We start from the raw sequence: 23,929 nt of genomic DNA, 5'->3' as shown, positions 1-23,929 counted from the left end.
TGAAATGGGCGGCCATAGCGGGTGAAAGCCCCGTACACTCATGAGGTTTACAACATGACTATTGGTGTAGTCGGTCGTAAATGCGGTATGACCCGTATTTTCACCGAAGAAGGTGTCTCCATTCCGGTCACGGTCATTGAGATCGAGCCGAATCGCGTCACCCAGTTCAAAACTGAAGAAACCGATGGCTATCGTGCAGTGCAAGTCACTGTCGGCGAGCGTCGCGCTTCGCGTGTGACTGCTGCTCAAGCAGGTCACTTCGCTAAAGCAAACGTTGCAGCTGGTCGTACTGTCATGGAGTTCCGTCTTGAAGACGGCGACTACCAGGCTGGCGATCTGATCAACGCTGAAATCTTCGCCGCTGGTCAACTGGTTGATGTGACCGGTCAGTCCAAAGGTAAAGGCTTCCAGGGTACGATTAAGCGTTGGAATTTCCGTGGTCAAGACAACACTCACGGTAACTCCGTTTCCCACCGCGTCCCGGGCTCTATTGGCCAGTGCCAGACTCCTGGTCGTGTATTCAAGGGCAAAAAAATGTCCGGTCATATGGGCGCTGAGCGCGTGACCGTGCAGTCCCTCGAAGTAGTGCGCGTCGACGCTGAACGCAATCTGTTGTTGGTCAAGGGTGCTGTTCCTGGCGCTACTGGCGGCAACCTGGTTGTACGTCCAGCGGCCAAGGCTCGCGGTTAAGGGGAAGCTGACATGCAATTAAATGTAAATGACGCTCAAGCGATCGAAGTTTCCGAACTGACATTTGGCGGCGAATTCAACGAGACGCTGGTTCACCAAGCAGTCGTGGCCTACATGGCCGGCGGCCGTCAAGGTAGCAAGCAGCAAAAGACCCGTTCCGACGTACGTGGTGGCGGTAAGCGCCCTTGGCGTCAGAAAGGCACTGGCCGTGCTCGTGCCGGTACTATCCGTAGCCCAATCTGGCGTGGCGGCGGTACCACTTTCGCAGCACGCCCACAGGATCACTCTCAGAAGCTCAACAAGAAGATGTACCGCGCAGCTCTGCGCTCCATCCTTGCTGAACTTGTGCGTACTGATCGTCTGGTCGTGGTTCAGGACTTCGCTGTTGAAAGTCCAAAAACCAAAGATCTGCTGGGCAAACTGAACAACATGAGCCTGACCGACGTTTTGATCGTGTCTGAAGCTGTTGATCAGAACCTGTACCTGGCTGCTCGCAACCTGCCACACGTTGATGTACGTGACGTGCAAGGTTCCGATCCAGTTAGTCTGATCGCATACGACAAGGTGTTGATCACCGTGTCGGCCGTGAAGAAATTCGAGGAGCTGCTGGGATGAACCAGGAACGCGTATTTAAAGTTCTGCTTGGCCCGCACGTTTCCGAAAAGGCTACGGTTCTGGCTGACAAGAAAGGCCAGTTCGTTTTCAAGGTTGCAACTGACGCAACCAAGCTGGAAATCAAGAAGGCCGTCGAAAGCCTGTTCAGCGTGAAAGTAGAGCGTGTTACTACCCTGAATGTTCTGGGTAAGAGCAAGCGCACTGCTCGCGGTATGGGCAAGCGTAATGACTGGAAGAAGGCAGTTATCTCCCTTCAGCCAGGCCAAGATCTCGATTTCAGCAGCAGTGCTGAGTAAGGAAGGGGTGCATCATGGCAATCGTTAAATGCAAACCGACTTCCCCTGGCCGCCGTTTCGTGGTCAAGGTGGTCAACCAGGAGCTGCATAAAGGCGCTCCTCACGCACCGCTGCTCGAGAAGAAATCGAAGACTGGTGGTCGTAACAACAATGGTCGCATTACCACTCGTCACATCGGTGGTGGCCATAAGCAGCATTATCGTATGGTCGATTTCCGTCGCAACGACAAAGATGGCATCTCTGCCACTGTTGAGCGTATTGAATACGATCCAAACCGTACTGCTCACATCGCTCTGCTGTTGTACGCAGATGGCGAGCGTCGCTACATCATCGCGCCTAAAGGCGTGAGTGCTGGCGACCAGCTGATCGCAGGTGCCCTGGCACCGATCAAGCCGGGCAACGCTCTGCAGCTGCGTAACATTCCAGTTGGTAGCACCGTACACGGCATCGAATTGAAGCCAGGTAAAGGCGCGCAAATCGCTCGTTCCGCTGGTGCTTCGGCTCAGCTGATCGCTCGTGAAGGTGTCTACGTGACCCTGCGTCTGCGTTCTGGTGAGATGCGTAAAGTATTGGCTGAATGCCGTGCGACCCTGGGCGAAGTCTCGAACTCCGAGCACAGCCTGCGTTCGTTGGGTAAAGCCGGTGCCAAACGCTGGCGTGGCGTTCGCCCAACCGTTCGTGGTGTTGCCATGAACCCGGTTGACCACCCACACGGTGGTGGTGAAGGTCGTACCTCTGGTGGTCGTCATCCGGTATCGCCATGGGGCTTCCCGACTAAGGGCGCGAAGACTCGTGGTAATAAGCGTACCGACAAAATGATCGTCCGTCGTCGCAAGTAAATAGAGGGATACGACAGTGCCACGTTCTCTGAAAAAAGGTCCTTTTATTGATCTTCACCTACTGAAGAAGATCGAAGTGGCGGCGGAAAAGAATGATCGCAAGCCGGTGAAAACCTGGTCGCGTCGTTCGATGATCCTGCCACAAATGGTCGGTCTGACCATCGCTGTACACAACGGTCGCTTGCACGTCCCAGTTCTCGTGAACGAAGACATGGTCGGCCACAAACTAGGCGAGTTTGCCGGTACCCGCACTTATCGTGGGCACGTGGCAGACAAGAAAGCCAAGCGTTAAGGGGTTAGGAAATGGAAGTAGCCGCTAAGTTGTCGGGCGCTCGAATCTCCGCCCAGAAAGCCCGCTTGGTCGCCGACCAGATCCGCGGGAAGAAGGTGGGCGAAGCGCTCAACCTGTTGGCTTTCAGCAGTAAGAAAGCCGCCGAGATCATGAAGAAAGTGCTGGAGTCGGCCGTAGCCAACGCCGAGCATAACGAAGGCGCAGACGTTGATGACCTGAAGGTCAGCACCGTTTTCGTCAACGAAGGGCGTTCGCTGAAGCGAATCATGCCACGTGCCAAAGGCCGTGCTGATCGCATCGTCAAGCGGTCTTGCCATATCACTGTCAAGGTTGCTGACAAGTAACGGAGTCGAAGAGATGGGTCAGAAAGTACATCCCATTGGCATTCGCCTGGGAATCGTCAAGGAACACACCTCCGTCTGGTATGCAGACGGCCGGACTTATGCGGACTATTTGTTCGCTGATCTGAAGGTGCGTGAGTATCTCCAAGACAAACTAAAAAGCGCGTCCGTAAGCCGTATCGATATCCATCGCCCGGCGCAAACCGCACGTATCACCATCCACACCGCTCGTCCAGGTATCGTTATCGGGAAGAAAGGTGAAGATGTTGAGAAACTGCGTCAGGACCTGACCAAGCAAATGGGTGTGCCTGTGCACATCAATATCGAAGAGATCCGCAAGCCGGAGCTCGACGGTATGCTGGTTGCGCAGAGCGTAGCTCAGCAGCTGGAGCGTCGTGTAATGTTCCGTCGCGCTATGAAGCGCGCTGTACAGAACGCCATGCGCATTGGTGCCAAAGGCATCAAAATCCAAGTGAGCGGTCGTCTCGGCGGTGCTGAAATCGCACGTACTGAATGGTATCGCGAAGGTCGTGTGCCACTGCACACCCTGCGTGCCGACATCGACTATGCCAACTACGAAGCTCACACCACTTATGGTGTGATCGGTGTAAAGGTTTGGATCTTCAAAGGCGAAGTAATTGGTGGTCGCCAAGAAGAACTGAAACCACAAGCACCAGCGCCTCGTAAAAAAGCTGCTAAGTAAGGGGTACGCCAAATGTTGCAACCAAAGCGTACGAAGTTCCGCAAGCAGATGACAGGCCACAACCGTGGTCTGGCTCAGCGCGGTAGCAAAGTCAGCTTCGGCGAGTTCGCGCTGAAGTCTGTAGCTCGTGGTCGTCTCACCGCTCGTCAGATCGAGTCAGCGCGTCGTGCTCTGACCCGTCACGTTAAACGTGGCGGCAAGATCTGGATCCGTGTATTCCCGGACAAGCCGATCTCCAAAAAACCTCTCGAGGTTCGGATGGGTAAAGGTAAGGGTAACGTGGAATACTGGGTAGCCCAGATTCAGCCAGGCAAAGTCCTGTATGAAATCGAGGGTGTAACTGAAGAGCTGGCGCGTGAGGCTTTTGCCCTGGCTGCTGCAAAGCTGCCGCTCGCCACCGCCTTTGTTAAACGGACGGTGATGTGATGAAAGCGAATGAACTTCGTGAAAAATCCGCACAGCAGCTGAACGAGCAACTGCTCGACCTGCTGCGCGACCAGTTCAATCTGCGTATGCAGAAAGCAACTGGCCAGTTGGGGCAGTCTCATCTGCTCTCGCAAGTTAAGCGTGACATCGCTCGCGTGAAGACTGTGCTCAACCAGCAGGCAGGTAAGTGATCATGGCTGAAGCCGAAAAGACTGTCCGTACGCTGACTGGCCGTGTTGTCAGCGACAAGATGGACAAAACCATCACCGTTTTGATCGAGCGTCGCGTTAAGCACCCGATCTACGGTAAATATGTTAAGCGTTCGACTAAGCTGCACGCGCACGACGAAACCAATCAGTGCCACATCGGCGACAAAGTCACTATTCGTGAAACTCGTCCGCTGGCCAAGACCAAGTCTTGGGCACTGGTTGATGTTCTCGAACGCGCTGTGGAAGTCTAAGGACTAGGGGTCGGAGAAATTATATGATTCAGACTCAATCCATGCTCGATGTGGCCGATAACAGCGGCGCTCGCCGTGTTATGTGCATCAAGGTGCTGGGTGGCTCCCATCGTCGTTACGCTGGTATCGGTGACATCATCAAGGTTACCGTCAAGGAAGCAATTCCTCGCGGTAAAGTGAAAAAAGGCCAAGTGATGACTGCTGTTGTAGTCCGCACTCGTCACGGCGTACGTCGTGCTGATGGCTCCATTATCCGCTTTGATGGCAACGCTGCTGTTCTTCTGAACAACAAGCAAGAGCCGATCGGCACCCGTATCTTTGGGCCAGTGACCCGTGAACTTCGTACTGAGAAGTTCATGAAGATCGTCTCGCTCGCCCCAGAAGTGCTGTAAGGAGATCCGACATGCAAAAGATTCGTCGTGACGACGAGATCATCGTGATCGCCGGCAAAGACAAAGGTAAGCGCGGTAAGGTGCTCAAGGTTCTCGCTAATAACCGTCTGGTTATCGGTGGTCTGAACCTGGTCAAGCGTCATACCAAGCCAAACCCGATGTCGGGCGTGCAAGGCGGTATCGTCGAAAAAGAAGCTCCACTGGACGCTTCTAACGTCGCCATTTTCAACGGCGAAACCAACAAGGCTGATCGCGTTGGTTTCAAAGTAGAAGACGGCAAGAAAATTCGTGTCTTCAAGTCGACCCAAAAAGCGGTTGATGCTTGAACACTGCTAGGTAGAAGACCATGGCACGACTAAAAGAGATTTACTGGAAAGAAATCGCACCGAAACTTAAGGAAGAACTTAAGCTTTCGAACGTGATGGAAGTTCCACGCGTTACCAAAATCACCCTGAACATGGGTCTGGGCGAAGCGGTCGGTGACAAAAAAGTCATCGAGCACGCTGTTGCTGACCTGGAAAAGATCACCGGTCAGAAAGTCGTTGTGACTTACGCTCGGAAATCCATCGCTGGCTTTAAAGTCCGTGAAGGTTGGCCGATCGGCGTCAAAGTGACTCTGCGCCGTGAGCGTATGTATGAATTCCTGGATCGTCTGCTGTCGATCTCCCTGCCTCGGGTTCGCGACTTCCGCGGCCTGAATGCCAAGTCCTTCGATGGTCGTGGTAACTACAGCATGGGCGTGAAAGAGCAGATCATCTTCCCGGAAATCGACTACGACAAGATCGATGCTCTCCGCGGTCTGGACATCACCCTGACCACCACTGCCAAGAACGATGATGAAGGTCGCGCCCTGCTGCGTGCTTTCAAATTCCCGTTCCGCAACTGATTGGAGTAGGACCATGGCCAAGATGAGCATGAAAAACCGCGAGCTGAAGCGTCAGCTCACGGTTGCCAAGTACGCCAAGAAGCGTGCAGCACTGAAAGCAATCATCGTGGATCTGAACGCAAGTCCAGAAGCACGTTGGGAAGCGACAGTAGCTCTGCAGAAGCAGCCACGTGACGCAAGCGCTTCGCGCATGCGTAACCGCTGCCGCCTGACTGGTCGTCCACACGGCGTTTACCGCAAGTTCGGCCTCGGCCGTAACAAGCTGCGTGAAGCGGCAATGCGTGGTGACGTACCAGGTCTGGTTAAAGCCAGCTGGTAAGTACGTTCAGCGTCCGGGCGTCCTTTATCGCAAGATACTGACCGCCGGTGACCTTGAATCTGGAACAAGCCCCTTTTGGGGCTTGTTTCATTTCCGGAGTGTGTCTAAAATACGCGGCTCGCCTGAGCCCGTGTTTTTTATGGCCGGAGATTCTCGGCGACATATGTAGCCGCAAGGCTAATTTTTTTGTATTAGGAGCGTCTAGCCCATGAGTATGCAGGACCCGTTAGCGGACATGCTAACTCGTATCCGTAATGCCCAGATGGCTGAAAAGTCCGTCGTAAGCATGCCATCTTCCAAGTTGAAGGTAGCTGTTGCCAAAGTCCTGAAAGACGAAGGCTACATTGCGGGTTATCAGATCAGCAGCGAAATCAAGCCACTGCTGTCCATCGAGCTGAAGTACTTCGAAGGCCGTTCGGTCATCGAGGAAGTGAAGCGCGTTAGCCGTCCAGGCCTGCGTCAGTACAAGTCCGCTGAAGATCTGCCGAAAGTTCGTGGCGGTCTGGGCGTGTCTATCGTCTCCACCAACAAAGGTGTGATGACGGATCGTGCTGCGCGCGCTGCCGGTGTCGGCGGCGAAGTTCTTTGCACTGTGTTCTAAGGGGGATAAGCATGTCTCGCGTCGCTAAGAACCCCGTTAAGCTGCCAGCCGGTGTCGAAGTCAAATTCGCAGGCCAACAGCTTTCGGTGAAGGGTGCCAAGGGCACTCTTGAACTGAACATCCATTCGTCCGTTGAGATCGTTGAAGAAGCTGGTGAGTTGCGTTTCGCTGCTCGCAATGGCGATCAACAAACTCGCGCAATGGCCGGTACCACGCGTGCGTTGGTAAATAACATGGTCCAAGGCGTAAGCCAAGGCTTCGAGCGCAAGCTCCAGCTGGTCGGTGTTGGTTACAAAGCGCAAGCAAAAGGCACGGTTTTGAACCTGGCCCTTGGCTTCTCGCACCCAGTGGATTACGAACTGCCGGAAGGCATCACCGCTGAGACCCCTAGCCAAACCGATATCCTGATCAAGGGCATCGATAAGCAGCTGGTAGGTCAGGTGGCCGCTGAGATCCGCGACTTCCGTCCACCAGAGCCGTACAAAGGCAAAGGTGTGCGCTACGCGGACGAAGTCGTCCGTCGTAAAGAAGCCAAGAAGAAGTAGGGCATAGCAAATGACCGACAAAAAAGTTACTCGACTGCGTCGCGCTCGCAAAGCACGCCTGAAAATGCACGAACTCGAAGTCGTGCGTCTCTGCGTGTATCGCTCGTCGCAGCACATTTACGCCCAGGTCATCTCGGCCGACGGCAACCAGGTCCTGGCAAGCGCCTCGACTTTGGATAAAGAACTGCGTGATGGTGCCACCGGCAACATCGACGCGGCCACAAAGGTTGGCCAGCTGGTCGCTACGCGTGCTAAGGCCGCTGGCGTCTCGCAAGTGGCTTTCGACCGCTCTGGCTTCAAGTACCACGGCCGCGTTAAAGCGCTGGCTGATGCTGCTCGTGAAGCTGGGCTGGAGTTCTAAGTTATGTCAAATAACGACCAAAAGCGCGACGAAGGCTACATTGAGAAGCTGGTTCAAGTTAACCGCGTAGCCAAAACCGTTAAAGGCGGCCGTATCTTCACTTTCACCGCGTTGACCGTGGTGGGTGATGGTAAAGGGCGTGTTGGCTTCGGCCGTGGCAAGTCACGTGAAGTGCCTGCTGCGATCCAGAAGGCAATGGAAGCTGCTCGTCGCAACATGATCCAAGTTGATCTGAACGGCACCACCCTGCAGTACGCAATGAAGTCCGCCCATGGCGCTTCGAAGGTGTACATGCAGCCTGCTTCTGAAGGTACCGGTATCATCGCTGGCGGCGCTATGCGCGCTGTCCTCGAAGTTGCTGGCGTTCAGAACGTTCTGGCCAAGTGCTACGGCTCGACTAACCCGGTAAACGTGGTTCACGCCACGTTCAAGGGTCTGAAAGCCATGCAATCTCCTGAGTCCATTGCCGCCAAGCGTGGCTTGACCGTCAAGGAGATCTTCTGATCATGGCTACCGTTAAAGTAACGCTGATCAAAAGCATGACCGGCCGCATTCCTAACCACAAACTGTGTGTTAAAGGTTTGGGTCTGCGTCGCATCGGTCACACTGTAGAAGTCCAGGATACTCCCGAGAATCGCGGGATGATCAACAAGGCTTACTACATGCTGCGTGTAGAGGGTTAATCGATGAAACTCAATGATCTGAGTCCAGCGCCGGGTTCCCGTCGCGAAAAGCATCGTCCGGGCCGTGGTATCGGTAGCGGTTTGGGTAAGACTGGTGGCCGTGGCCACAAAGGTCAAACCTCCCGCTCCGGTGGCACCATCGCTCCAGGCTTTGAAGGCGGTCAACAGCCGCTGCATCGTCGCCTGCCCAAGTTCGGTTTCGTTTCCCTGAAAGCCATGGATCGCGCAGAAGTGCGTCTGTCCGAGCTGGCTAAAGTGGAAGGCGACATCGTTACTGTGCAGACCCTGAAAGATGCCAACGTGATCAACGTCAACGTACAGCGTGTGAAAATCATGCTGTCCGGTGAAGTGACTCGCGCTGTCACTATCGGCAAGGGAATCGGCGCCACCAAAGGTGCGCGTTCGGCTATCGAAGCAGCTGGCGGCAAGTTCGAGGAATAAATGGCTAAGCAAGGTGCTCTCTCAGCGCTCGGCAAAGGCGGTATGTCTGAACTTTGGGCTCGTCTGCGTTTTCTGTTCCTGGCGATTATCGTCTACCGAATAGGCGCACACATCCCGGTTCCAGGTATCAACCCGGACCGACTCGCAGACCTGTTTCGACAGAATGAGGGGACCATTCTTAGCTTGTTCAACATGTTTTCCGGCGGCGCGCTGGAGCGGATGAGCATCTTTGCACTGGGGATCATGCCGTACATTTCGGCATCGATCATCATGCAACTGATGACCGCCGTCAGCCCGCAGCTGGAGCAGTTGAAGAAGGAAGGTGAAGCTGGTCGTCGCAAGATTAGCCAGTACACCCGCTACGGCACTGTCGTCCTCGCCCTTGTTCAAGCTATCGGCATGTCCGTTGACCTGGCAGGGCAGGGCGTTGCGTTCACTGGTGACTTTGGCTTCCATTTCGTCGCGGTATCCACTTTTGTGGCTGGTGCGATGTTCATGATGTGGCTGGGTGAGCAGATTACTGAACGTGGTGTTGGTAACGGTATCTCGATGTTGATTTTCGCAGGTATCGTCGCCGGTCTTCCGAGAGCGATCGGGCAGTCTTTCGAGTCTGCACGTCAGGGTGATATCAATATCTTCGCCTTGGTTGCTATCGGTTTGCTGGCAGTAGCGATTATCGGTTTTGTGGTGTTCATTGAGCGTGGCCAGCGTCGTATTGCTGTTCACTACGCCAAGCGTCAGCAGGGCCGCAAGGTCTTTGCTGCGCAGACCAGCCACTTGCCGCTGAAAGTGAATATGGCCGGTGTTATCCCGGCAATTTTCGCGAGCAGCATTTTGCTGTTTCCGGCTTCGTTGGGTACCTGGTTTGGTCAGTCTGAAAATATGGGCTGGCTGCAGGACCTCTCTCAGTCGATCGCTCCTGGTCAGCCGTTGAATATTCTGCTGTTTAGTGCAGGGATTATTTTCTTCTGCTTCTTCTATACGGCGTTGATGTTCAATCCGAAAGACGTAGCGGAAAACCTGAAGAAGTCCGGTGCCTTTATTCCGGGCATCCGTCCAGGTGAGCAGTCTGCACGCTACATTGATGGCGTTTTGACTCGCTTGACCCTGTTCGGTGCTCTATATATGACGGCCGTGTGCCTGTTGCCCCAGTTCCTGGTGGTTGCAGCAAACGTTCCGTTCTACCTTGGCGGGACCTCGTTGCTGATCGTGGTCGTGGTTGTGATGGACTTCATGTCCCAAGTACAATCGCACCTCGTTTCGCACCAGTACGAATCCCTGATGAAGAAAGCCAACCTGAAGGGCTACGGCAGCGGCATGTTGCGCTGAGTACCCCATAAGGTTCGAGGAGTTGGTGATGAAAGTTCGTGCATCGGTGAAAAAGCTGTGCCGTAACTGCAAGATTATTCGCCGCGAAGGTGTTGTTCGAGTAATTTGCAGCGCGGAACCGCGTCACAAACAGCGCCAAGGCTGAGTGTGATCCGCTTGAAGCCCGGCAGCTAGTGCGCTGCCGGGTTGATTATTTGTTATTACAGCGATATTATCTCGCGCCCTATTTCTTGGCTTCCGGGGCGTAGGTAGCTGTCAATTGGAGTCCCACTGAATGGCCCGTATTGCAGGCGTTAACATTCCAGATAACAAGCACACTGTTATCTCGCTGACCTACATCTATGGTGTTGGTCGCACTACTGCGCAGAAAATTTGCGCAGATACTGGGGTAAACCCAGCCGCAAAGATCAAGGATCTGAGCGACGAGCAGATTGAGCTGTTGCGTGGCGAAGTGGCGAAGTTCACCACTGAAGGTGACCTGCGTCGCGAAATCAACATGAAAATCAAGCGTTTGATGGACCTCGGTTGCTACCGTGGTCTGCGTCATCGTCGTGGTCTTCCAGTGCGCGGTCAGCGTACCAAGACTAACGCGCGTACCCGTAAAGGTCCGCGTAAGCCGATCCGCAAGTAATCGCCCACGCGAATCGACAGGAAAATTATCATGGCAAAACCTGCTGCTCGTCCTCGTAAAAAAGTTAAAAAGACAGTGGTTGATGGCATCGCCCACATCCATGCATCTTTTAACAACACAATCGTGACCATCACCGACCGTCAAGGTAACGCGCTGTCTTGGGCTACCTCTGGTGGTTCGGGTTTCCGCGGTTCCCGCAAGTCCACCCCGTTTGCTGCTCAAGTAGCTGCTGAACGTGCTGGTCAAGCTGCGCTGGAATACGGCCTGAAAAACCTCGACGTTAACGTCAAGGGTCCAGGTCCAGGTCGTGAGTCTGCTGTCCGTGCTTTGAACGGCTGTGGCTATAAGATCGCCAGCATCACCGACGTGACGCCAATCCCGCACAACGGGTGCCGTCCGCCGAAGAAGCGCCGCGTGTAATCCAGGAGATTGTAAAGAATGGCTCGTTACATTGGTCCAAAATGCAAACTCGCTCGTCGCGAAGGCACCGATCTCTTTCTGAAGAGCGGCGTGCGCGCGATCGAATCGAAGTGCAACATTGAAGCAGCACCTGGTATCCACGGCCAACGCCGCGGTCGCCAGTCCGATTACGGCACCCAACTGCGTGAAAAGCAGAAGGTACGTCGTATCTACGGCGTTCTCGAGCGTCAGTTCAGCGGCTACTACAAAGAAGCTGCTGGCAAGAAAGGTGCAACCGGTGAAAACCTGCTGCAACTGCTCGAATGCCGTCTGGACAACGTTGTATACCGTATGGGCTTTGGTTCGACTCGCGCCGAATCCCGTCAGCTGGTATCGCACAAATCCGTCAGCGTAAACGGCCAAACCGTTAACGTACCGTCTTACCAGGTTCGTGCTGGTGACGTCGTCGCGATTCGCGAGAAAGCAAAAAACCAACTTCGCATTGTCCAAGCTCTCGATCTGTGTGCCCAACGTGGCCGCGTAGAATGGGTAGAAGTAGACACTGAGAAGAAGTCGGGCGTTTTCAAGAACGTTCCTGCTCGCAGTGATCTGTCCGCCGACATCAACGAAAGCCTGATTGTCGAGCTCTACTCCAAGTAAGGGCTAGAAAATAGGTGCATCCATGCAGATTTCGGTAAATGAGTTCCTGACACCCCGCCACATTGATGTGCAGGTTGTCAGTCCAACCCGCGCCAAGATCACTCTCGAGCCTCTCGAGCGTGGTTTTGGCCACACCCTGGGCAACGCGCTGCGACGCATCCTGTTGTCCTCAATGCCCGGCTGTGCAGTAGTCGAGGCCGAGATTGACGGTGTGCTCCACGAGTACAGCGCCATCGAAGGTGTACAGGAAGACGTAATTGAAATCCTGTTGAACCTTAAAGGTCTGGCTATCAAGCTGCACGGCCGTGACGAAGTTACGCTGACCTTGTCGAAGAAGGGTTCGGGGGTGGTTACCGCTGCCGATATTCAGCTGGATCATGATGTCGAGATCGTTAACCCCGATCACGTAATCGCTAACCTGGCGTCTAACGGCGCCCTGAACATGAAGCTCACTGTAGCTCGTGGTCGTGGTTATGAACCGGCCGACTCGCGTCAGAGCGATGAAGACGAAAGCCGCAGCATTGGTCGCTTGCAGCTTGACTCTTCGTTCAGCCCGGTTCGCCGTATCGCATACGTGGTGGAAAACGCCCGTGTCGAGCAGCGTACTAACCTGGACAAGCTGGTTATTGATCTGGAAACCAACGGTACTCTGGATCCTGAAGAGGCTATCCGCCGCGCTGCAACCATTCTGCAACAGCAGTTGGCTGCGTTCGTCGACCTCAAAGGTGATAGCGAACCAGTGGTAATCGAGCAGGAAGACGAGATCGATCCGATCCTGCTTCGCCCGGTTGACGATCTGGAACTGACTGTACGTTCGGCTAACTGCCTTAAGGCGGAAAACATTTACTACATCGGCGACCTGATTCAGCGTACCGAAGTAGAACTGTTGAAGACTCCGAACCTGGGCAAGAAATCCTTGACTGAAATCAAGGACGTTCTGGCCTCCCGCGGTCTGTCCCTCGGCATGCGCCTCGACAACTGGCCGCCTGCAAGTCTTAAGAAGGACGACAAGGCGACTGCCTGATCGTCGTAATCACCGAACGTGAGTTTGGTAAGGAATGAACCATGCGTCATCGTAAAAGTGGTCGTCACCTGAGCCGTACCAGCTCGCACCGCAAGGCCATGTTTCAAAACATGGCGGTGTCGCTGTTCGAGCACGAGCTGATCAAAACTACACTGCCGAAAGCTAAAGAACTGCGTCGCGTTGCTGAGCCGCTGATCACTTTGGCCAAGACAGACAGCCTGGCTAACCGCCGTCTGGCTTTCGACCGTACTCGCTCGAAAGCTATCGTTGGTAAGCTCTTCAATGACCTGGGCAAGCGTTATGCTACCCGTGAGGGTGGCTACCTGCGCATCCTCAAGTGCGGCTTCCGCGCTGGCGACAACGCGCCTATGGCGTATGTCGAGTTGGTTGATCGTGCTACTGCCGGCGAAGCTGTAAGCGCCGAGTAAGACGACAAGCTGTATCGAAGAACCGGGCCTAGTGCCCGGTTTTTTGTGGACGTAAATAAACCCACTATCCTCATCAGGCTGCAGCGCTTTAAAAGCCGATATCTATTTGTGCTGTGGCGCGTTAGTTATTTTCTATCAAAGTCCATGATTTAATGAATTTGATGGTGTCATCTTGATGGTCGATACTCCCTCCAAGCCGATTAGCCGGCAGTTCCATGACTGACCTGAGGAAGATTGAGCATGAGCCAGAACAAAATCCTTACCACCGCCAGCGGCGCGCCTGTTGCGGATAACCAGAATTCCCGCTCGGCGGGCCCACGTGGTCCGTTGCTGCTCGACGATTTTCACCTGATCGAAAAACTCGCTCACTTCAATCGCGAGAACATCCCTGAACGTCGCGTCCACGCCAAAGGTTCGGGCGCGTACGGCACTTTCACCGTTACCCAGGACATTACTCAATACACCAGCGCCAAGCTGTTCGAGTCGGTCGGCAAGCAAACGCCTACGTTCCTGCGATTCTCTACTGTGGGTGGCGAACGTGGTTCTGCGGATACCGAGCGTGATCCGCGTGGTTTTGCCCTGAAGTTCTACACCGAAGAGGGTAACTGGGACATTGTGGGCAATAACACGCCCGTGTTCTTCATCCGTGACCCGCTGAAATTCCCGGATTTTATCCACACTCAAAAACGTCTGCCGCAGAGCAACTTGAAAAGCGCCCAGATGATGTGGGACTTCTGGTCGCACTCTCCCGAGGCGCTGCACCAGGTCACCATCCTGTTTTCTGACCGTGGCATCCCGGACGGCTACCGTCACATGCACGGCTTCGGCAGCCACACCTACAGCCTGATCAACGCCCGGGGCGAGCGTCACTGGGTCAAGTGGCATTACAAAACCAAACAGGGCATCAAGAACCTGGCGCCGGCTGAAGCTGCTCGCCTGGCGGGCACCGACCCTGATTACGCCCAGCGCGACCTGTTTGGCGCAATCGAACGCGGTGATTTCCCCAAATGGCGCGTCTGCATTCAGATCATGACTGAGGCCCAGGTCAACGCTCACTACGAGAACCCTTTCGACGTGACCAAGACCTGGTCGCAAAAGGAATTCCCGCTGATTGAAGTCGGCGAGCTGGAACTCAACCGCAACCCGCAGAACTATTTCGCTGAGGTAGAGCAGGCCGCCTTCGGCCCAAGCAACATGGTGCCAGGTGTGGGTTTGTCCCCTGACCGCATGCTGCAAGGTCGCGTCTTTGCTTATGCAGATGCTCATCGCTACCGTGTTGGCACCAATCACCAGCAGTTGCCGGTGAATGCTCCACGCAATCAGGTGAACAGCTATCAGCGTGACGGCTCAATGGCGTTTGGCAGCAACGGCGGCTCGGCACCCAACTACGAGCCCAACAGCTACGCCGATGCTCCCAAACAAGCGCCGCAGTACGCTGAGCCCGCGTTGGCGCTGAACGGTACGGCTGATCGACACGATCACCGCGAAGACACTGATTACTACAGTCACGCCGGTGCATTGTTCCGCCTGATGACCGACGACCAGAGAGCGCTGCTTACCAGCAACCTCGCCGGTGCAATGGCAGGTGTATCCAGTGATGTGGTTCAGCGTCAGTTGCAGCACTTCTACAAGGCAGATCCTGCTTATGGAGAAGCAATCGCAACCGCACTGGCTGTATCGCGTAACTAACTCTAAACGATAAGCAGAACCGCCCTCATTTGGGCGGTTTTTGCGTTATTTCAGCCACTTTTCTCAGGAAATCTTCACTTTTCTGCCGTTGGTCCCGTGACCAAAACGTCAGCATGGTTCAAACTACAGACTTTCAAGCAGGGAGATGTAGGGCGATGCAAGGTCACCCCGACGTAATCGATTACCTCAACACGTTGCTGACGGGCGAACTGGCAGCTCGTGACCAATATTTCATCCACTCGCGCATGTACGAAGACTGGGGCTTTACCGAGCTCTACGAACGTATCAATCACGAAATGGAAGAAGAGGCACAGCACGCCGACGCGCTGATGCGCCGCATCCTGATGCTCGAAGGCACGCCACGCATGCGTCCCGACGACCTGGACGTGGGCACCACGGTGCCTGACATGCTCGCCGCCGACTTGCGCCTTGAGTACAAGGTACGTGCTGCGCTCTGCAAAGGCATCGAACTGTGCGAACAGCACAGCGACTACGTCACCCGGGAAATCCTGCGGGTGCAATTGAATGATACTGAAGAAGACCACACCTACTGGCTCGAAAAGCAGCTGGGCCTGATCAAGCTGATTGGTCTGGAAAACTACCTGCAATCGCAGTTCTGATTTCAGGCAGTAAAAAGCCCCTGACACCGATGAGGTGACAGGGGCTTTTTATTGGCCGATCTATCAGGCTCTGTCGCGCGCCAGCAACGGTTTCAAGTAGTAACCGGTGTGAGATTGCGACACCTCGGAGACTTGCTCCGGCGTACCCACCGCAATGATCTGACCACCCTTGGAGCCACCTTCCGGCCCCAGGTCCACCAGCCAGTCTGCGGTTTTGATCACATCCAGGTTGTGCTCGATTACCACCACCGTGTTGCCGTGATCGCGCAAGCGGTGCAACACATCCAGCAACTGCTGGATATCCGCAAAATGCAGCCCTGTGGTCGGCTCATCGAGGATATACAGGGTTTTACCCGTATCGCGCTTGGACAGCTCGCGAGACAGCTTCACCCGTTGCGCCTCACCACCAGACAGCGTGGTCGCCGACTGGCCCAGCTTGATATACGACAAACCCACATCCATCAGCGTCTGCAGCTTGCGCGCCAGCGCCGGAACCGCGTCGAAGAACTCCCGCGCTTCCTCGATCGTCATTTCCAGGGTTTCGTGGATGTTCTTGCCCTTGTACTTCACCTCAAGGGTTTCGCGGTTATAGCGCTTGCTCTTGCACACGTCGCACGGCACGTAGATGTCCGGCAGAAAGTGCATCTCCACTTTGATCAGACCATCGCCCTGGCAAGCCTCGCAGCGACCGCCCTTGACGTTGAACGAGAAACGCCCAGGCCCGTAGCCCCGCGAGCGGGACTCCGGCACGCCAGCGAACAATTCGCGAATCGGCGTGAACAACCCTGTATAGGTGGCTGGATTGGAGCGCGGCGTACGGCCAATCGGGCTCTGGTCGATATCGACCACCTTGTCCAGATGCTCCAGGCCCTTGATGCTGTCATGCGCCGCGGCTTCCAGCGTGGTCGCGCCATTCAGGGCGGTCGCGCTTAAAGGAAACAGCGTGTTGTTGATCAGCGTGGACTTGCCCGAGCCGGACACGCCGGTAACGCAGGTCAGCAGGCCCAGCGGAATTTCCAGGTCGACATTGCGCAGGTTGTTGCCACGCGCGCCCTTGAGGTGCAGCGCCATCTTCTTGTTACGCGGTGTACGCTTGGCCGGCACCTGGATCTTCACGCGGCCAGACAGGTACTTGCCGGTCAGCGAATCCGGGTGAGCCATGACTTCGGCAGGTGTACCTTCGGCGACGATATGCCCGCCATGCACGCCGGCCCCCGGGCCGATATCGACCACATAGTCCGCCAGACGAATCGCGTCTTCATCGTGCTCGACCACGATCACCGTATTGCCGATATCGCGCAGGTGTTTCAACGTTCCCAGCAGACGGTCGTTGTCACGCTGGTGCAAGCCAATGGATGGCTCATCAAGAATGTACAACACGCCGACCAGGCCCGCGCCAATCTGACTGGCCAGGCGAATCCGCTGTGCCTCACCGCCCGACAGCGTATCGGCGCTGCGATCCAGCGACAGGTAATCGAGCCCCACGTTGACCAGAAACTGCAGGCGCTCGCGGATTTCCTTGAGGATCTTGTCGGCAATTTCCCCACGGCGGCCGGTCAGCTTGAGTCCGCCAAAGTATTCGCAGGCATCACCGATCGGCAGGCCGGTCACGGCCGGCAAGGTCTTTTCACCCACCCATACGTGCCGCGCTTCGCGACGCAGGCGAGTGCCACGGCAATCCGGGCACGGCTGGGTGCTGAGGAACTTCGCCAGCTCTTCACGCACGCTCGCCGACTCGGTTTCACGGTAGCGACGTTCCAGGTTCGGTACGATGCCCTCGAACGGGTGCGAGCGCTTGACGATATCGCCTCGGTCGTTGAGGTATTTGAAGTCGACGTTCTGCGAGCCGCTGCCGCTGAGGATGACCTTCTGCTGGTCCGCCGGCAGTTGGTTGAAGGGCACTTCCAGGCTGAACTTGTAGTGAGACGCCAACGAGCCAAGCATCTGGAAGTAATAGACATTGCGCCGGTCCCAGCCGCGTATCGCCCCCTCCGCGAGTGTCAGTTCCCCATTGACCAGCCGCTTGATGTCGAAGAATTGTTTAACCCCCAGGCCGTCACAGGTCGGGCAGGCGCCGGCCGGGTTGTTGAAGGAAAACAACTTGGGTTCCAGCTCGCTGATGGCATGCCCGCAGACCGGGCAGGCGAAGCGTGCGGAGAAGATGATCTCTTCGCCCGGCTCGTCGTCCATCGGCGCCACCAGGGCGATACCGTCCGCCAGCTTCAGTGCGGTCTCGAACGACTCTGCCAGGCGCTGCTGCAGGTCGGCGCGCACCTTGAAGCGGTCGACCACCACATCGATGGAGTGCTTCTTCTGCTTGTCGAGCTTCGGCGCTTCGTCCAGCTCATAGAGCTTGCCGTTGATCCGCGCGCGCACGAAACCCTGGGCACGCAGCTCTTCGAAAACAGAAAGGTGCTCACCCTTGCGCTCGCGAATCACCGGTGCCAGCAACATCAGCTTGGCGCCTTCCGGCAGGGCCAGCACCAGGTCGACCATCTGGCTGACGGTCTGGGCTTCCAGCGGAATGTCGTGATCCGGGCAGCGGGGAATACCCACACGCGCGTACAGCAGACGCAGGTAGTCGTAGATTTCGGTGATGGTGCCCACGGTGGAACGCGGGTTGTGTGAGGTCGATTTCTGTTCGATGGAAATGGCCGGCGACAAGCCTTCAATGGTGTCGACGTCGGGTTTTTCCATCATCGACAGGAACTGGCGGGCATAGGCCGACAGCGATTCCACGTAGCGACGCTGGCCTTCGGCATACAGCGTGTCGAACGCCAGGGACGATTTGCCCGAGCCGGACAGGCCGGTGATGACGATCAGTTTGTCCCGGGGCAGGGTCAGGTCAATGTTCTTCAGGTTGTGGGTTCTAGCCCCACGAATCAGGATCTTGTCCAAGATGGCCTCGCACGGCGGGCGTAAATAATGCCGGAGTATACGGCTAAAGACTGGATGAATATACACTGTCAAAAGGCCGCTTGCAGCCTTGCATGAAAGCTGCGCGGCAAAGCGCCGCATATACCCTCTCAATCGATGGGACTGGTAGAATCGCCGCCGGTTCACACGAGGTTTTTCCATGCACGATCCCCACAGCGAACGCATGAGTAGCGGCGAGACCCGAGCGGCAAGCGGTCTGGCCCTGGTGTTCGCCTTCCGTATGCTTGGCATGTTTATGGTGTTGCCGGTGCTGGCGACCTATGGAATGGATCTCGCAGGAGCGACCCCCGCACTCATCGGCCTGGCGATTGGCGCCTACGGTCTGACCCAGGCCATTTTTCAGATTCCGTTCGGGATCATTTCCGACCGTATCGGCCGCCGTCCCGTGATCTACCTCGGCCTGATCGTCTTCGCGCTCGGCAGCGTACTCGCGGCCCAGGCCGATTCGATCTGGGGCGTGATCGCCGGACGCATCCTGCAGGGCGCCGGCGCGATTTCCGCGGCGGTCATGGCGCTGCTCTCGGACCTGACCCGCGAACAACATCGCACCAAGGCCATGGCAATGATCGGGATGACCATCGGGCTGTCGTTCGCCGTGGCCATGGTGGTCGGCCCGCTGCTGACCAGTGCGTTCGGCCTGCACGGGCTGTTCCTGGCCACCGGAGGCATGGCACTGGTTGGCATTGTCATCGTCGCGTTCATGGTGCCGCACTCTACCGGCACCTTGCAGCACCGTGAGTCCGGTGTGGCGCGTAAGGCGCTGCTGCCGACGCTCAAGCATCCGGACCTGCTACGCCTGGATTTAGGTATCTTCGTATTGCACGCCATGCTGATGTGCAGCTTCGTCGCCTTACCCCTGGCGCTGGTGCAAAAAGCCGGCCTGCCCAAGGAGCAGCACTGGTGGGTCTACCTCACTGCGTTGTTGATTTCGTTCTTCGCCATGATCCCGTTCATCATCTATGGCGAGAAGAAACGCAAAATGAAACGAGTTTTGCTCGGCGCCGTCGCGACATTGATGCTCACTGAACTATTCTTCTGGCAGTTCGGCGACAGCCTGCGGGCGCTGGTGAGCGGCACGGTGGTGTTCTTCACTGCGTTCAACCTGCTGGAGGCCTCATTGCCTTCGCTGATCAGTAAGGTTTCACCGGCCGGTGGCAAGGGCACGGCGATGGGGGTGTATTCCACCAGCCAGTTCCTCGGTTCCGCGTTGGGCGGCATCATGGGCGGCTGGATGTTCCAGCATGGCGGTCTGTCGGTTGTGTTCCTCGGATGCGCCGGGCTGGCTGCACTTTGGCTGGCCTTTGCTGTTACCATGCGCGAACCTCCCTACGTCACCAGTCTGCGTTTACCGCTGTCGCCCGAGGCGATGCGCGAAGCCGGTCTGGCAGAGCGCCTGAAGGCCGTGGTTGGAGTAACGGATGCAGTCGTGGTCGCTGAAGAGGCGGCCATTTACATTAAATTGGACACCGAATTATTGGATCGCGCGACGCTCGAGCAACTGGTCAACCCAGTGCCGACAGCGCGCCCAGCCTAGGAGAACGTTATGGCCCGTGGGGTTAACAAAGTCATATTGGTCGGTACATGCGGCCAGGATCCCGAAGTTCGCTACCTGCCTAACGGTAACGCCGTGACCAACCTGAGTCTGGCGACCAGCGAACAGTGGACCGACAAGCAGACCGGCCAGAAGGTCGAGAAAACCGAATGGCACCGTGTGTCGATGTTCGGCAAGGTCGCCGAGATCGCCGGTGAATACCTGCGCAAAGGTTCGCAGGTCTACATCGAAGGCAAACTGCAGACCCGCGAGTGGGAAAAGGACGGTATCAAGCGTTACACCACTGAAATCGTGGTCGACATGCAAGGCACCATGCAACTGCTGGGCGGCCGTCCACAGGGCGACCAACAGGGCCAGGGCGGCATGTCCAACTCGGCACCGCGTCCACAGCAGTCGCGTCCGCAGCCAAGCCAGCAGCCACAGCGTGAGTCGCGTCCAGCGCCACAACAGGCCGCGCCACAGCCGGCTCCGGATTTCGACAGCTTTGATGACGATATTCCGTTCTGATCGACGCCAGCGCTGGCATCCAGCGCTCAAGCTGATCCCAACGCCCCTGCGGATTGCAAAATCCCAGGGGCGTTTTCGTATGCGCTCAAATAGTCCAGCAACGCTCGCCTCATTCTCCTGCGCAAAATCCTCACACAGCAGTGATGGCAACGCGACATCACTTTGTTCGGGGCGTTCCGATCTTGTACAAAAATAAATAAATGTACAACTTTACTTAAAGTTCTCAATCTCAATGCCGACACCGAGCATGAAACGATTAGTTACATGCAAAACGTGATTAGCCAAATGTGCCAGACAGAGCCAGGCATTTGAGAGAAAACGGACAGTTCTCACCTATAAACCCTCCACAAACTGTCCCATTCCGGGCTGTGAGAACTGTATGAATATCCTTGCTCCTGCCGTACACCTGGCCAGCCGTTTACGTTTCCCCACCAAATTCGGCGTGCTGGCAATCATCGTGCTGATCCCTCTGGTACTGCTTGGCTCCCGTATCGTCCACCAGATCAACGACAGTCTCGACGTCATCCGCTCCGAACAATCGGGCCAACGCTATCTGTTGGACGTGACCCCTGTGCTGCGCTTGTCGATGTTGCAACGTGCACTCACCAACCGCCTGCTCAGCGGTGACAAGAGTGCCCAGCCCGATCTCTCCGCCAACCAGGCAAAGCTGGAAGACGCTTTTTCTAAACTGGCCACCACCGACCGACAGTTCAACGCCCAGCTCGAAACCGGTGACCGCGTGCAGCGCCTGCACGCCGGGGCGCAGCGCTTGATTGAATTGGCCAAGGGCGATGCCAGCCAGAGCGCTACCTTCGACGAGTGGAACGATCAACTCACCGAAACCCTGAACTTCGTTTATTACGTATCGGCCACCTCGGGCATGGTGCTTGATGAAGACTTTGCCTCACTGTTCATGATCGACCAGAGCACCTTGCGGCTGCCACGCCAGATCAATATCGTCGGCCAATTGCGCGGTCTGGCCAGCGGGCTGCATGACGGGCAAGTATTGAGTCCGGGCACGCGTGGCGTGATCAGGGCGATGCTCAAGAACGAGGTGATGATTCACAAGGAGCTCCAGCAGAGCCTGGACCTTCTGCGTCGTCGCGAGCCGGCCCTGGCCGATCGCATTCAGGCACCAATCACCAGTGCCTTTGCGAGCCTGGATGGTTTTCGCGCCGATCTTGACCTGCTGATTGGCTCCCCAACCGACACCATCAGCGGCGTGCAGAATCTGCCGGTCAAGGGCAACGCGGTAGTCGCCGAGTTGTACAAGGCGCAGGACACCCTGCAAGACGCACTGCTGAAGACACTGGAACGCCGAGTCCAGGAAAAAAGCGCGGAGCGCCTGCTCATCCTCGGCATGCTGGCCGGGCTTGGCCTGTTGCTGGTGTATGCCTTCAGCGGCATCTACAGCGCCATGCGTCGCACCCTCAACGATGTGTTGAGTGCCACGCAGTTGATTGCCCAGGGCGACCTGAGCACGCGCATTCCGGTGCGCGGCAACGATGAAATGGCCGATGTGGGCAACGCCCTCAATGCGATGGTGCAGGCCTTCAGCGCGTCGCTGACTCAGGTTGAGCGCAGTTCGCAATCGGTGTCCGAGGCGGCCGCGCGCATGGGTGTGTCCATCGACGTGGCCAAACGCTCGATGAATGTGCAGCAAAGTGAAACCGAGCAAGTCGCCACGGCCATCAACGAGATGACCGCCAGCGTTGCCGATGTGGCGCAGAACACCGAGGGCGCCGCCCATGCCGCCGGGCATGCCAGTCAGTCTTCGATCGCAGGCCTTGCGAAGATGCAGGAAACCCGCGTCACCATCGAAGCCCTGGCCGAAGAAGTGGAACGCAGCGCGCAGAAAGTCTCCGCGCTGGCCCAGCACAGCCAGCAGATCGGCGGCGTCATTGAAGTGATCCGTAACATCGCCGATCAAACCAACCTGCTGGCGTTGAACGCCGCCATCGAGGCTGCCCGTGCCGGTGAGCAGGGCCGTGGCTTTGCGGTGGTAGCGGACGAGGTCCGAACCCTGGCCTCGCGCACGCAAAACTCAACCGAAGAAATCCGCACCATCATCCAGGAGCTGCAACTGGCGACGTCCGCCGCCGTGGAGCAAATGAAGTCAGGCAAGTTGCGCGCGCAGGCCTGTCTGGAGTCCGCTCAACAAGCCTCGACCAGCCTGGATGCAATCAATGATGGTGTTGATCAGATCGTCGGCATGAACACGCAGATCGCCAGCGCGGCGGTCCAGCAACACGCCGTGTCCGAAGACATCAACCGCAACGTGACCGAAATTCGCAACGGCAGCATCACGTTGATGGAAGGTATCGAAGACAACGCTGCGACGGCGCAGGAGCTATCGTTGCTGGCGGGGGAGCTGCGTACGGTGGTCTCGCGTTTCAAACTGTAGGGAAACAAAAGGACGCATTTATTGGCAGCCGCCGTGTGAATGAGTTCTGGCAGACTGGTGCGGTTTTTACACCATGCAGAAGGAAAACCGCGATGACCTGGTCTGCCAAGCAATACAGCCTGTTCGAGCAACAACGTACCCGTCCCGTCCGCGATCTGGTCGCGGCCATCCCTAATGTCGACGTGCACACCGCCGTCGACCTGGGCTGCGGTCCCGGTAACTCAACGCAAGTGTTGGCCGAGCGCTATCCACAGGCGCAAGTCACCGGCATGGACAGTTCCGATGACATGTTGCTCGACGCCCGTCAGCGCCTGCCCGCCCTTGATTTCGAGCTGGCGGATATCGGCGCCTGGAACCCGGCGCGGCAATTTGATGTGATTCTCGCCAACGCCTCCCTGCAATGGTTGCCCGACCACGCCACGCTCTACCCGCATCTGGTCAGTCACTTGACGCCGGGCGGCACGCTGGCGGTGCAAACGCCGGATAACCTCGATGAGCCTGCCCACCAACTGGCCCGCGACGTGGCGGCACAGGGGCTCTGGTCGGCGAAGATCGGAGCGGTCAAGCACAATCCGCGTCACACCGCGAGCTACTACTACGAGTTGCTGAGCCAGCATTGCAGCACCGTGGACGTGTGGCGCACCACCTACCAGCACCCGCTGGCCGACCATGCGGCGGTGGTGGAATGGTTTAAAGGCTCAGCGTTGCGACCGTTTCTCGCGCCTCTGAGCGATGATGAAAAGGCCGCGTTTCTACGCGAATACCAGGCGCGGATTACCCAGGCGTACCCGGCCCTGAGCGACGGCACCGTGCTGTTGCCATTTCCGCGCCTGTTCATCATCGCCACTCGCTGACGCTT

Annotated in this window: 34 protein-coding genes; 33 read left to right on the top strand and 1 reads right to left on the bottom strand. The window is 56.6% G+C overall.

Features of this window, described 5'->3' with window-relative positions; genetic code table 11:
• Window positions 1–54: 54 nt before the first annotated feature.
• The 29 genes from rplC (at window position 55) to bfr (ending at window position 15,670) form a co-directional block, all read left to right on the top strand.
• Window positions 55–690, top strand: a complete 636-nt coding sequence (gene rplC, locus VRB54_RS21375) for a 50S ribosomal protein L3 (protein WP_003194649.1) — start codon at window positions 55–57, stop codon at window positions 688–690.
• A 12-nt stretch (window positions 691–702) separates the two neighbouring features.
• A complete protein-coding gene (gene rplD / locus VRB54_RS21370) occupies window positions 703–1,305 on the top strand; it encodes a 50S ribosomal protein L4 (RefSeq protein ID WP_003176424.1) in 603 nt (200 codons plus the stop codon).
• Window positions 1,302–1,601 (top strand): 50S ribosomal protein L23, encoded by a 300-nt coding sequence (gene rplW, locus VRB54_RS21365; RefSeq protein ID WP_338478660.1) that lies wholly within the window; start codon window positions 1,302–1,304, stop codon window positions 1,599–1,601. The genes rplD and rplW overlap by 4 nt, the downstream gene beginning before the upstream one ends.
• Before the next feature lie 14 nt (window positions 1,602–1,615).
• Entirely contained in the window at window positions 1,616–2,440 is an 825-nt protein-coding gene (rplB, locus tag VRB54_RS21360) for a 50S ribosomal protein L2 (RefSeq protein WP_057010373.1), read from the top strand.
• A 16-nt stretch (window positions 2,441–2,456) separates the two neighbouring features.
• Window positions 2,457–2,732 carry a 30S ribosomal protein S19 gene (rpsS, locus tag VRB54_RS21355; RefSeq protein WP_003232420.1) on the top strand — a complete coding sequence of 92 codons (276 nt, stop codon included), beginning with the start codon at window positions 2,457–2,459 and terminating at the stop codon, window positions 2,730–2,732.
• Between the two features lie 11 nt (window positions 2,733–2,743).
• Window positions 2,744–3,076 carry a 50S ribosomal protein L22 gene (gene rplV / locus VRB54_RS21350; RefSeq protein WP_003103908.1) on the top strand — a complete coding sequence of 111 codons (333 nt, stop codon included), beginning with the start codon at window positions 2,744–2,746 and terminating at the stop codon, window positions 3,074–3,076.
• Between the two features lie 13 nt (window positions 3,077–3,089).
• Window positions 3,090–3,776, top strand: coding sequence for a 30S ribosomal protein S3 (gene rpsC / locus VRB54_RS21345; RefSeq protein WP_003176422.1), 687 nt, complete (start codon window positions 3,090–3,092; stop codon window positions 3,774–3,776).
• 12 nt (window positions 3,777–3,788) lie between these two features.
• On the top strand, window positions 3,789–4,202 hold the full coding sequence (rplP, locus tag VRB54_RS21340) for a 50S ribosomal protein L16 (protein ID WP_003232424.1): 414 nt from the start codon (window positions 3,789–3,791) through the stop codon (window positions 4,200–4,202).
• Window positions 4,202–4,393: a 50S ribosomal protein L29 gene (gene rpmC / locus VRB54_RS21335; RefSeq protein WP_102673696.1), complete on the top strand. Its 192-nt coding sequence runs from the start codon at window positions 4,202–4,204 to the stop codon at window positions 4,391–4,393. Before rplP ends, rpmC begins: the two co-directional genes overlap by 1 nt.
• A 2-nt stretch (window positions 4,394–4,395) precedes the next feature.
• Window positions 4,396–4,662: a 30S ribosomal protein S17 gene (gene rpsQ / locus VRB54_RS21330; protein ID WP_003176419.1), complete on the top strand. Its 267-nt coding sequence runs from the start codon at window positions 4,396–4,398 to the stop codon at window positions 4,660–4,662.
• A gap of 23 nt (window positions 4,663–4,685) precedes the next feature.
• Window positions 4,686–5,054 (top strand): 50S ribosomal protein L14, encoded by a 369-nt coding sequence (rplN, locus tag VRB54_RS21325; RefSeq protein ID WP_002555479.1) that lies wholly within the window; start codon window positions 4,686–4,688, stop codon window positions 5,052–5,054.
• Window positions 5,055–5,065: 11 nt separating this feature from the next.
• Window positions 5,066–5,380 (top strand): 50S ribosomal protein L24, encoded by a 315-nt coding sequence (gene rplX, locus VRB54_RS21320; RefSeq protein ID WP_003176416.1) that lies wholly within the window; start codon window positions 5,066–5,068, stop codon window positions 5,378–5,380.
• Window positions 5,381–5,400: 20 nt separating this feature from the next.
• On the top strand, window positions 5,401–5,940 hold the full coding sequence (rplE, locus tag VRB54_RS21315; RefSeq protein WP_003176415.1) for a 50S ribosomal protein L5: 540 nt from the start codon (window positions 5,401–5,403) through the stop codon (window positions 5,938–5,940).
• 13 nt (window positions 5,941–5,953) lie between these two features.
• The gene (gene rpsN, locus VRB54_RS21310; protein WP_003176414.1) at window positions 5,954–6,259 is read left to right on the top strand and encodes a 30S ribosomal protein S14; all 306 of its coding nucleotides are present in this window, start codon (window positions 5,954–5,956) and stop codon (window positions 6,257–6,259) included.
• Between the two features lie 208 nt (window positions 6,260–6,467).
• Entirely contained in the window at window positions 6,468–6,860 is a 393-nt protein-coding gene (gene rpsH, locus VRB54_RS21305) for a 30S ribosomal protein S8 (protein WP_003176413.1), read from the top strand.
• Window positions 6,861–6,871: 11 nt separating this feature from the next.
• Complete coding sequence (gene rplF / locus VRB54_RS21300; RefSeq protein WP_003176412.1) at window positions 6,872–7,405, top strand: 50S ribosomal protein L6; 534 nt, start codon at window positions 6,872–6,874, stop codon at window positions 7,403–7,405.
• A 10-nt stretch (window positions 7,406–7,415) separates the two neighbouring features.
• Window positions 7,416–7,766: a 50S ribosomal protein L18 gene (gene rplR / locus VRB54_RS21295; protein ID WP_003176410.1), complete on the top strand. Its 351-nt coding sequence runs from the start codon at window positions 7,416–7,418 to the stop codon at window positions 7,764–7,766.
• Window positions 7,767–7,769: 3 nt separating this feature from the next.
• The gene (rpsE, locus tag VRB54_RS21290) at window positions 7,770–8,270 is read left to right on the top strand and encodes a 30S ribosomal protein S5 (RefSeq protein WP_003176409.1); all 501 of its coding nucleotides are present in this window, start codon (window positions 7,770–7,772) and stop codon (window positions 8,268–8,270) included.
• Between the two features lie 2 nt (window positions 8,271–8,272).
• On the top strand, window positions 8,273–8,449 hold the full coding sequence (gene rpmD, locus VRB54_RS21285) for a 50S ribosomal protein L30 (RefSeq protein ID WP_003176408.1): 177 nt from the start codon (window positions 8,273–8,275) through the stop codon (window positions 8,447–8,449).
• 3 nt (window positions 8,450–8,452) lie between these two features.
• A complete protein-coding gene (gene rplO, locus VRB54_RS21280) occupies window positions 8,453–8,890 on the top strand; it encodes a 50S ribosomal protein L15 (protein WP_003176407.1) in 438 nt (145 codons plus the stop codon).
• Window positions 8,891–10,219, top strand: coding sequence for a preprotein translocase subunit SecY (gene secY, locus VRB54_RS21275; protein ID WP_338478659.1), 1,329 nt, complete (start codon window positions 8,891–8,893; stop codon window positions 10,217–10,219).
• Window positions 10,220–10,247: 28 nt separating this feature from the next.
• Window positions 10,248–10,364 carry a 50S ribosomal protein L36 gene (rpmJ, locus tag VRB54_RS21270; protein ID WP_002555468.1) on the top strand — a complete coding sequence of 39 codons (117 nt, stop codon included), beginning with the start codon at window positions 10,248–10,250 and terminating at the stop codon, window positions 10,362–10,364.
• 129 nt (window positions 10,365–10,493) lie between these two features.
• Window positions 10,494–10,850: a 30S ribosomal protein S13 gene (gene rpsM / locus VRB54_RS21265; RefSeq protein WP_003210063.1), complete on the top strand. Its 357-nt coding sequence runs from the start codon at window positions 10,494–10,496 to the stop codon at window positions 10,848–10,850.
• Between the two features lie 30 nt (window positions 10,851–10,880).
• Complete coding sequence (gene rpsK / locus VRB54_RS21260) at window positions 10,881–11,270, top strand: 30S ribosomal protein S11 (RefSeq protein ID WP_002555466.1); 390 nt, start codon at window positions 10,881–10,883, stop codon at window positions 11,268–11,270.
• Between the two features lie 18 nt (window positions 11,271–11,288).
• Window positions 11,289–11,909: a 30S ribosomal protein S4 gene (gene rpsD / locus VRB54_RS21255; protein WP_003210056.1), complete on the top strand. Its 621-nt coding sequence runs from the start codon at window positions 11,289–11,291 to the stop codon at window positions 11,907–11,909.
• A gap of 22 nt (window positions 11,910–11,931) precedes the next feature.
• On the top strand, window positions 11,932–12,933 hold the full coding sequence (locus VRB54_RS21250; RefSeq protein ID WP_003176403.1) for a DNA-directed RNA polymerase subunit alpha: 1,002 nt from the start codon (window positions 11,932–11,934) through the stop codon (window positions 12,931–12,933).
• A gap of 41 nt (window positions 12,934–12,974) precedes the next feature.
• Window positions 12,975–13,361: a 50S ribosomal protein L17 gene (rplQ, locus tag VRB54_RS21245; protein ID WP_003176402.1), complete on the top strand. Its 387-nt coding sequence runs from the start codon at window positions 12,975–12,977 to the stop codon at window positions 13,359–13,361.
• 240 nt (window positions 13,362–13,601) lie between these two features.
• On the top strand, window positions 13,602–15,050 hold the full coding sequence (locus VRB54_RS21240) for a catalase (protein ID WP_338478658.1): 1,449 nt from the start codon (window positions 13,602–13,604) through the stop codon (window positions 15,048–15,050).
• 155 nt (window positions 15,051–15,205) lie between these two features.
• Complete coding sequence (gene bfr, locus VRB54_RS21235; RefSeq protein ID WP_003232437.1) at window positions 15,206–15,670, top strand: bacterioferritin; 465 nt, start codon at window positions 15,206–15,208, stop codon at window positions 15,668–15,670.
• A 63-nt stretch (window positions 15,671–15,733) separates the two neighbouring features.
• Here bfr and uvrA read toward each other — a convergent pair whose 3' ends face one another.
• Window positions 15,734–18,568: an excinuclease ABC subunit UvrA gene (gene uvrA / locus VRB54_RS21230; protein WP_338478657.1), complete on the bottom strand. Its 2,835-nt coding sequence runs from the start codon at window positions 18,566–18,568 to the stop codon at window positions 15,734–15,736.
• Window positions 18,569–18,746: 178 nt separating this feature from the next.
• On the opposite strand from uvrA, the gene VRB54_RS21225 reads away from it, so the two are divergent.
• The 4 genes from VRB54_RS21225 to tam all read left to right on the top strand — a co-directional run bounded on the left by VRB54_RS21225 (window position 18,747) and on the right by tam (window position 23,924).
• Window positions 18,747–20,141, top strand: coding sequence for an MFS transporter (locus VRB54_RS21225; protein WP_338478656.1), 1,395 nt, complete (start codon window positions 18,747–18,749; stop codon window positions 20,139–20,141).
• A gap of 9 nt (window positions 20,142–20,150) precedes the next feature.
• Window positions 20,151–20,666, top strand: coding sequence for a single-stranded DNA-binding protein (locus tag VRB54_RS21220; protein ID WP_003232445.1), 516 nt, complete (start codon window positions 20,151–20,153; stop codon window positions 20,664–20,666).
• Between the two features lie 379 nt (window positions 20,667–21,045).
• Complete coding sequence (locus VRB54_RS21215) at window positions 21,046–23,070, top strand: methyl-accepting chemotaxis protein (RefSeq protein WP_338478655.1); 2,025 nt, start codon at window positions 21,046–21,048, stop codon at window positions 23,068–23,070.
• A gap of 92 nt (window positions 23,071–23,162) precedes the next feature.
• The gene (gene tam, locus VRB54_RS21210; RefSeq protein WP_338478654.1) at window positions 23,163–23,924 is read left to right on the top strand and encodes a trans-aconitate 2-methyltransferase; all 762 of its coding nucleotides are present in this window, start codon (window positions 23,163–23,165) and stop codon (window positions 23,922–23,924) included.
• Window positions 23,925–23,929: the final 5 nt, after the last annotated feature.

It is taken from the genome of Pseudomonas trivialis (genome assembly GCF_036864995.1).
Lineage (GTDB): Bacteria > Pseudomonadota > Gammaproteobacteria > Pseudomonadales > Pseudomonadaceae > Aquipseudomonas > Aquipseudomonas trivialis.
Note: the sequence above shows the minus strand (reverse complement) of the source record. Positions and strands in the feature narration are given on the sequence as shown.

Excerpts from the sequence above, each read along its gene's own strand:
- rpmC (WP_102673696.1), top strand. The coding sequence starts at position 4,202 with ATGAAAGCGAATGAACTTCGTGAAAAATCCGCACAGCAGCTGAACGAG.
- rplX (WP_003176416.1), top strand. The coding sequence starts at position 5,066 with ATGCAAAAGATTCGTCGTGACGACGAGATCATCGTGATCGCCGGCAAA.
- rpsK (WP_002555466.1), top strand. The coding sequence starts at position 10,881 with ATGGCAAAACCTGCTGCTCGTCCTCGTAAAAAAGTTAAAAAGACAGTG.
- rplO (WP_003176407.1), top strand. The coding sequence starts at position 8,453 with ATGAAACTCAATGATCTGAGTCCAGCGCCGGGTTCCCGTCGCGAAAAG.
- bfr (WP_003232437.1), top strand. The coding sequence starts at position 15,206 with ATGCAAGGTCACCCCGACGTAATCGATTACCTCAACACGTTGCTGACG.
- rpmD (WP_003176408.1), top strand. The coding sequence starts at position 8,273 with ATGGCTACCGTTAAAGTAACGCTGATCAAAAGCATGACCGGCCGCATT.
- rpsC (WP_003176422.1), top strand. The coding sequence starts at position 3,090 with ATGGGTCAGAAAGTACATCCCATTGGCATTCGCCTGGGAATCGTCAAG.
- rplW (WP_338478660.1), top strand. The coding sequence starts at position 1,302 with ATGAACCAGGAACGCGTATTTAAAGTTCTGCTTGGCCCGCACGTTTCC.
- rpsM (WP_003210063.1), top strand. The coding sequence starts at position 10,494 with ATGGCCCGTATTGCAGGCGTTAACATTCCAGATAACAAGCACACTGTT.
- rpsD (WP_003210056.1), top strand. The coding sequence starts at position 11,289 with ATGGCTCGTTACATTGGTCCAAAATGCAAACTCGCTCGTCGCGAAGGC.
- VRB54_RS21225 (WP_338478656.1), top strand. The coding sequence starts at position 18,747 with ATGCACGATCCCCACAGCGAACGCATGAGTAGCGGCGAGACCCGAGCG.
- tam (WP_338478654.1), top strand. The coding sequence starts at position 23,163 with ATGACCTGGTCTGCCAAGCAATACAGCCTGTTCGAGCAACAACGTACC.
- rpsE (WP_003176409.1), top strand. The coding sequence starts at position 7,770 with ATGTCAAATAACGACCAAAAGCGCGACGAAGGCTACATTGAGAAGCTG.
- rpsH (WP_003176413.1), top strand. The coding sequence starts at position 6,468 with ATGAGTATGCAGGACCCGTTAGCGGACATGCTAACTCGTATCCGTAAT.
- rplE (WP_003176415.1), top strand. The coding sequence starts at position 5,401 with ATGGCACGACTAAAAGAGATTTACTGGAAAGAAATCGCACCGAAACTT.
- rplR (WP_003176410.1), top strand. The coding sequence starts at position 7,416 with ATGACCGACAAAAAAGTTACTCGACTGCGTCGCGCTCGCAAAGCACGC.
- rplQ (WP_003176402.1), top strand. The coding sequence starts at position 12,975 with ATGCGTCATCGTAAAAGTGGTCGTCACCTGAGCCGTACCAGCTCGCAC.
- VRB54_RS21220 (WP_003232445.1), top strand. The coding sequence starts at position 20,151 with ATGGCCCGTGGGGTTAACAAAGTCATATTGGTCGGTACATGCGGCCAG.
- rplF (WP_003176412.1), top strand. The coding sequence starts at position 6,872 with ATGTCTCGCGTCGCTAAGAACCCCGTTAAGCTGCCAGCCGGTGTCGAA.
- rplB (WP_057010373.1), top strand. The coding sequence starts at position 1,616 with ATGGCAATCGTTAAATGCAAACCGACTTCCCCTGGCCGCCGTTTCGTG.
- rplV (WP_003103908.1), top strand. The coding sequence starts at position 2,744 with ATGGAAGTAGCCGCTAAGTTGTCGGGCGCTCGAATCTCCGCCCAGAAA.
- VRB54_RS21250 (WP_003176403.1), top strand. The coding sequence starts at position 11,932 with ATGCAGATTTCGGTAAATGAGTTCCTGACACCCCGCCACATTGATGTG.
- VRB54_RS21240 (WP_338478658.1), top strand. The coding sequence starts at position 13,602 with ATGAGCCAGAACAAAATCCTTACCACCGCCAGCGGCGCGCCTGTTGCG.
- rplD (WP_003176424.1), top strand. The coding sequence starts at position 703 with ATGCAATTAAATGTAAATGACGCTCAAGCGATCGAAGTTTCCGAACTG.
- rpmJ (WP_002555468.1), top strand. The coding sequence starts at position 10,248 with ATGAAAGTTCGTGCATCGGTGAAAAAGCTGTGCCGTAACTGCAAGATT.
- secY (WP_338478659.1), top strand. The coding sequence starts at position 8,891 with ATGGCTAAGCAAGGTGCTCTCTCAGCGCTCGGCAAAGGCGGTATGTCT.
- rplC (WP_003194649.1), top strand. The coding sequence starts at position 55 with ATGACTATTGGTGTAGTCGGTCGTAAATGCGGTATGACCCGTATTTTC.
- rpsQ (WP_003176419.1), top strand. The coding sequence starts at position 4,396 with ATGGCTGAAGCCGAAAAGACTGTCCGTACGCTGACTGGCCGTGTTGTC.
- rplN (WP_002555479.1), top strand. The coding sequence starts at position 4,686 with ATGATTCAGACTCAATCCATGCTCGATGTGGCCGATAACAGCGGCGCT.
- rplP (WP_003232424.1), top strand. The coding sequence starts at position 3,789 with ATGTTGCAACCAAAGCGTACGAAGTTCCGCAAGCAGATGACAGGCCAC.
- rpsN (WP_003176414.1), top strand. The coding sequence starts at position 5,954 with ATGGCCAAGATGAGCATGAAAAACCGCGAGCTGAAGCGTCAGCTCACG.
- VRB54_RS21215 (WP_338478655.1), top strand. The coding sequence starts at position 21,046 with ATGAATATCCTTGCTCCTGCCGTACACCTGGCCAGCCGTTTACGTTTC.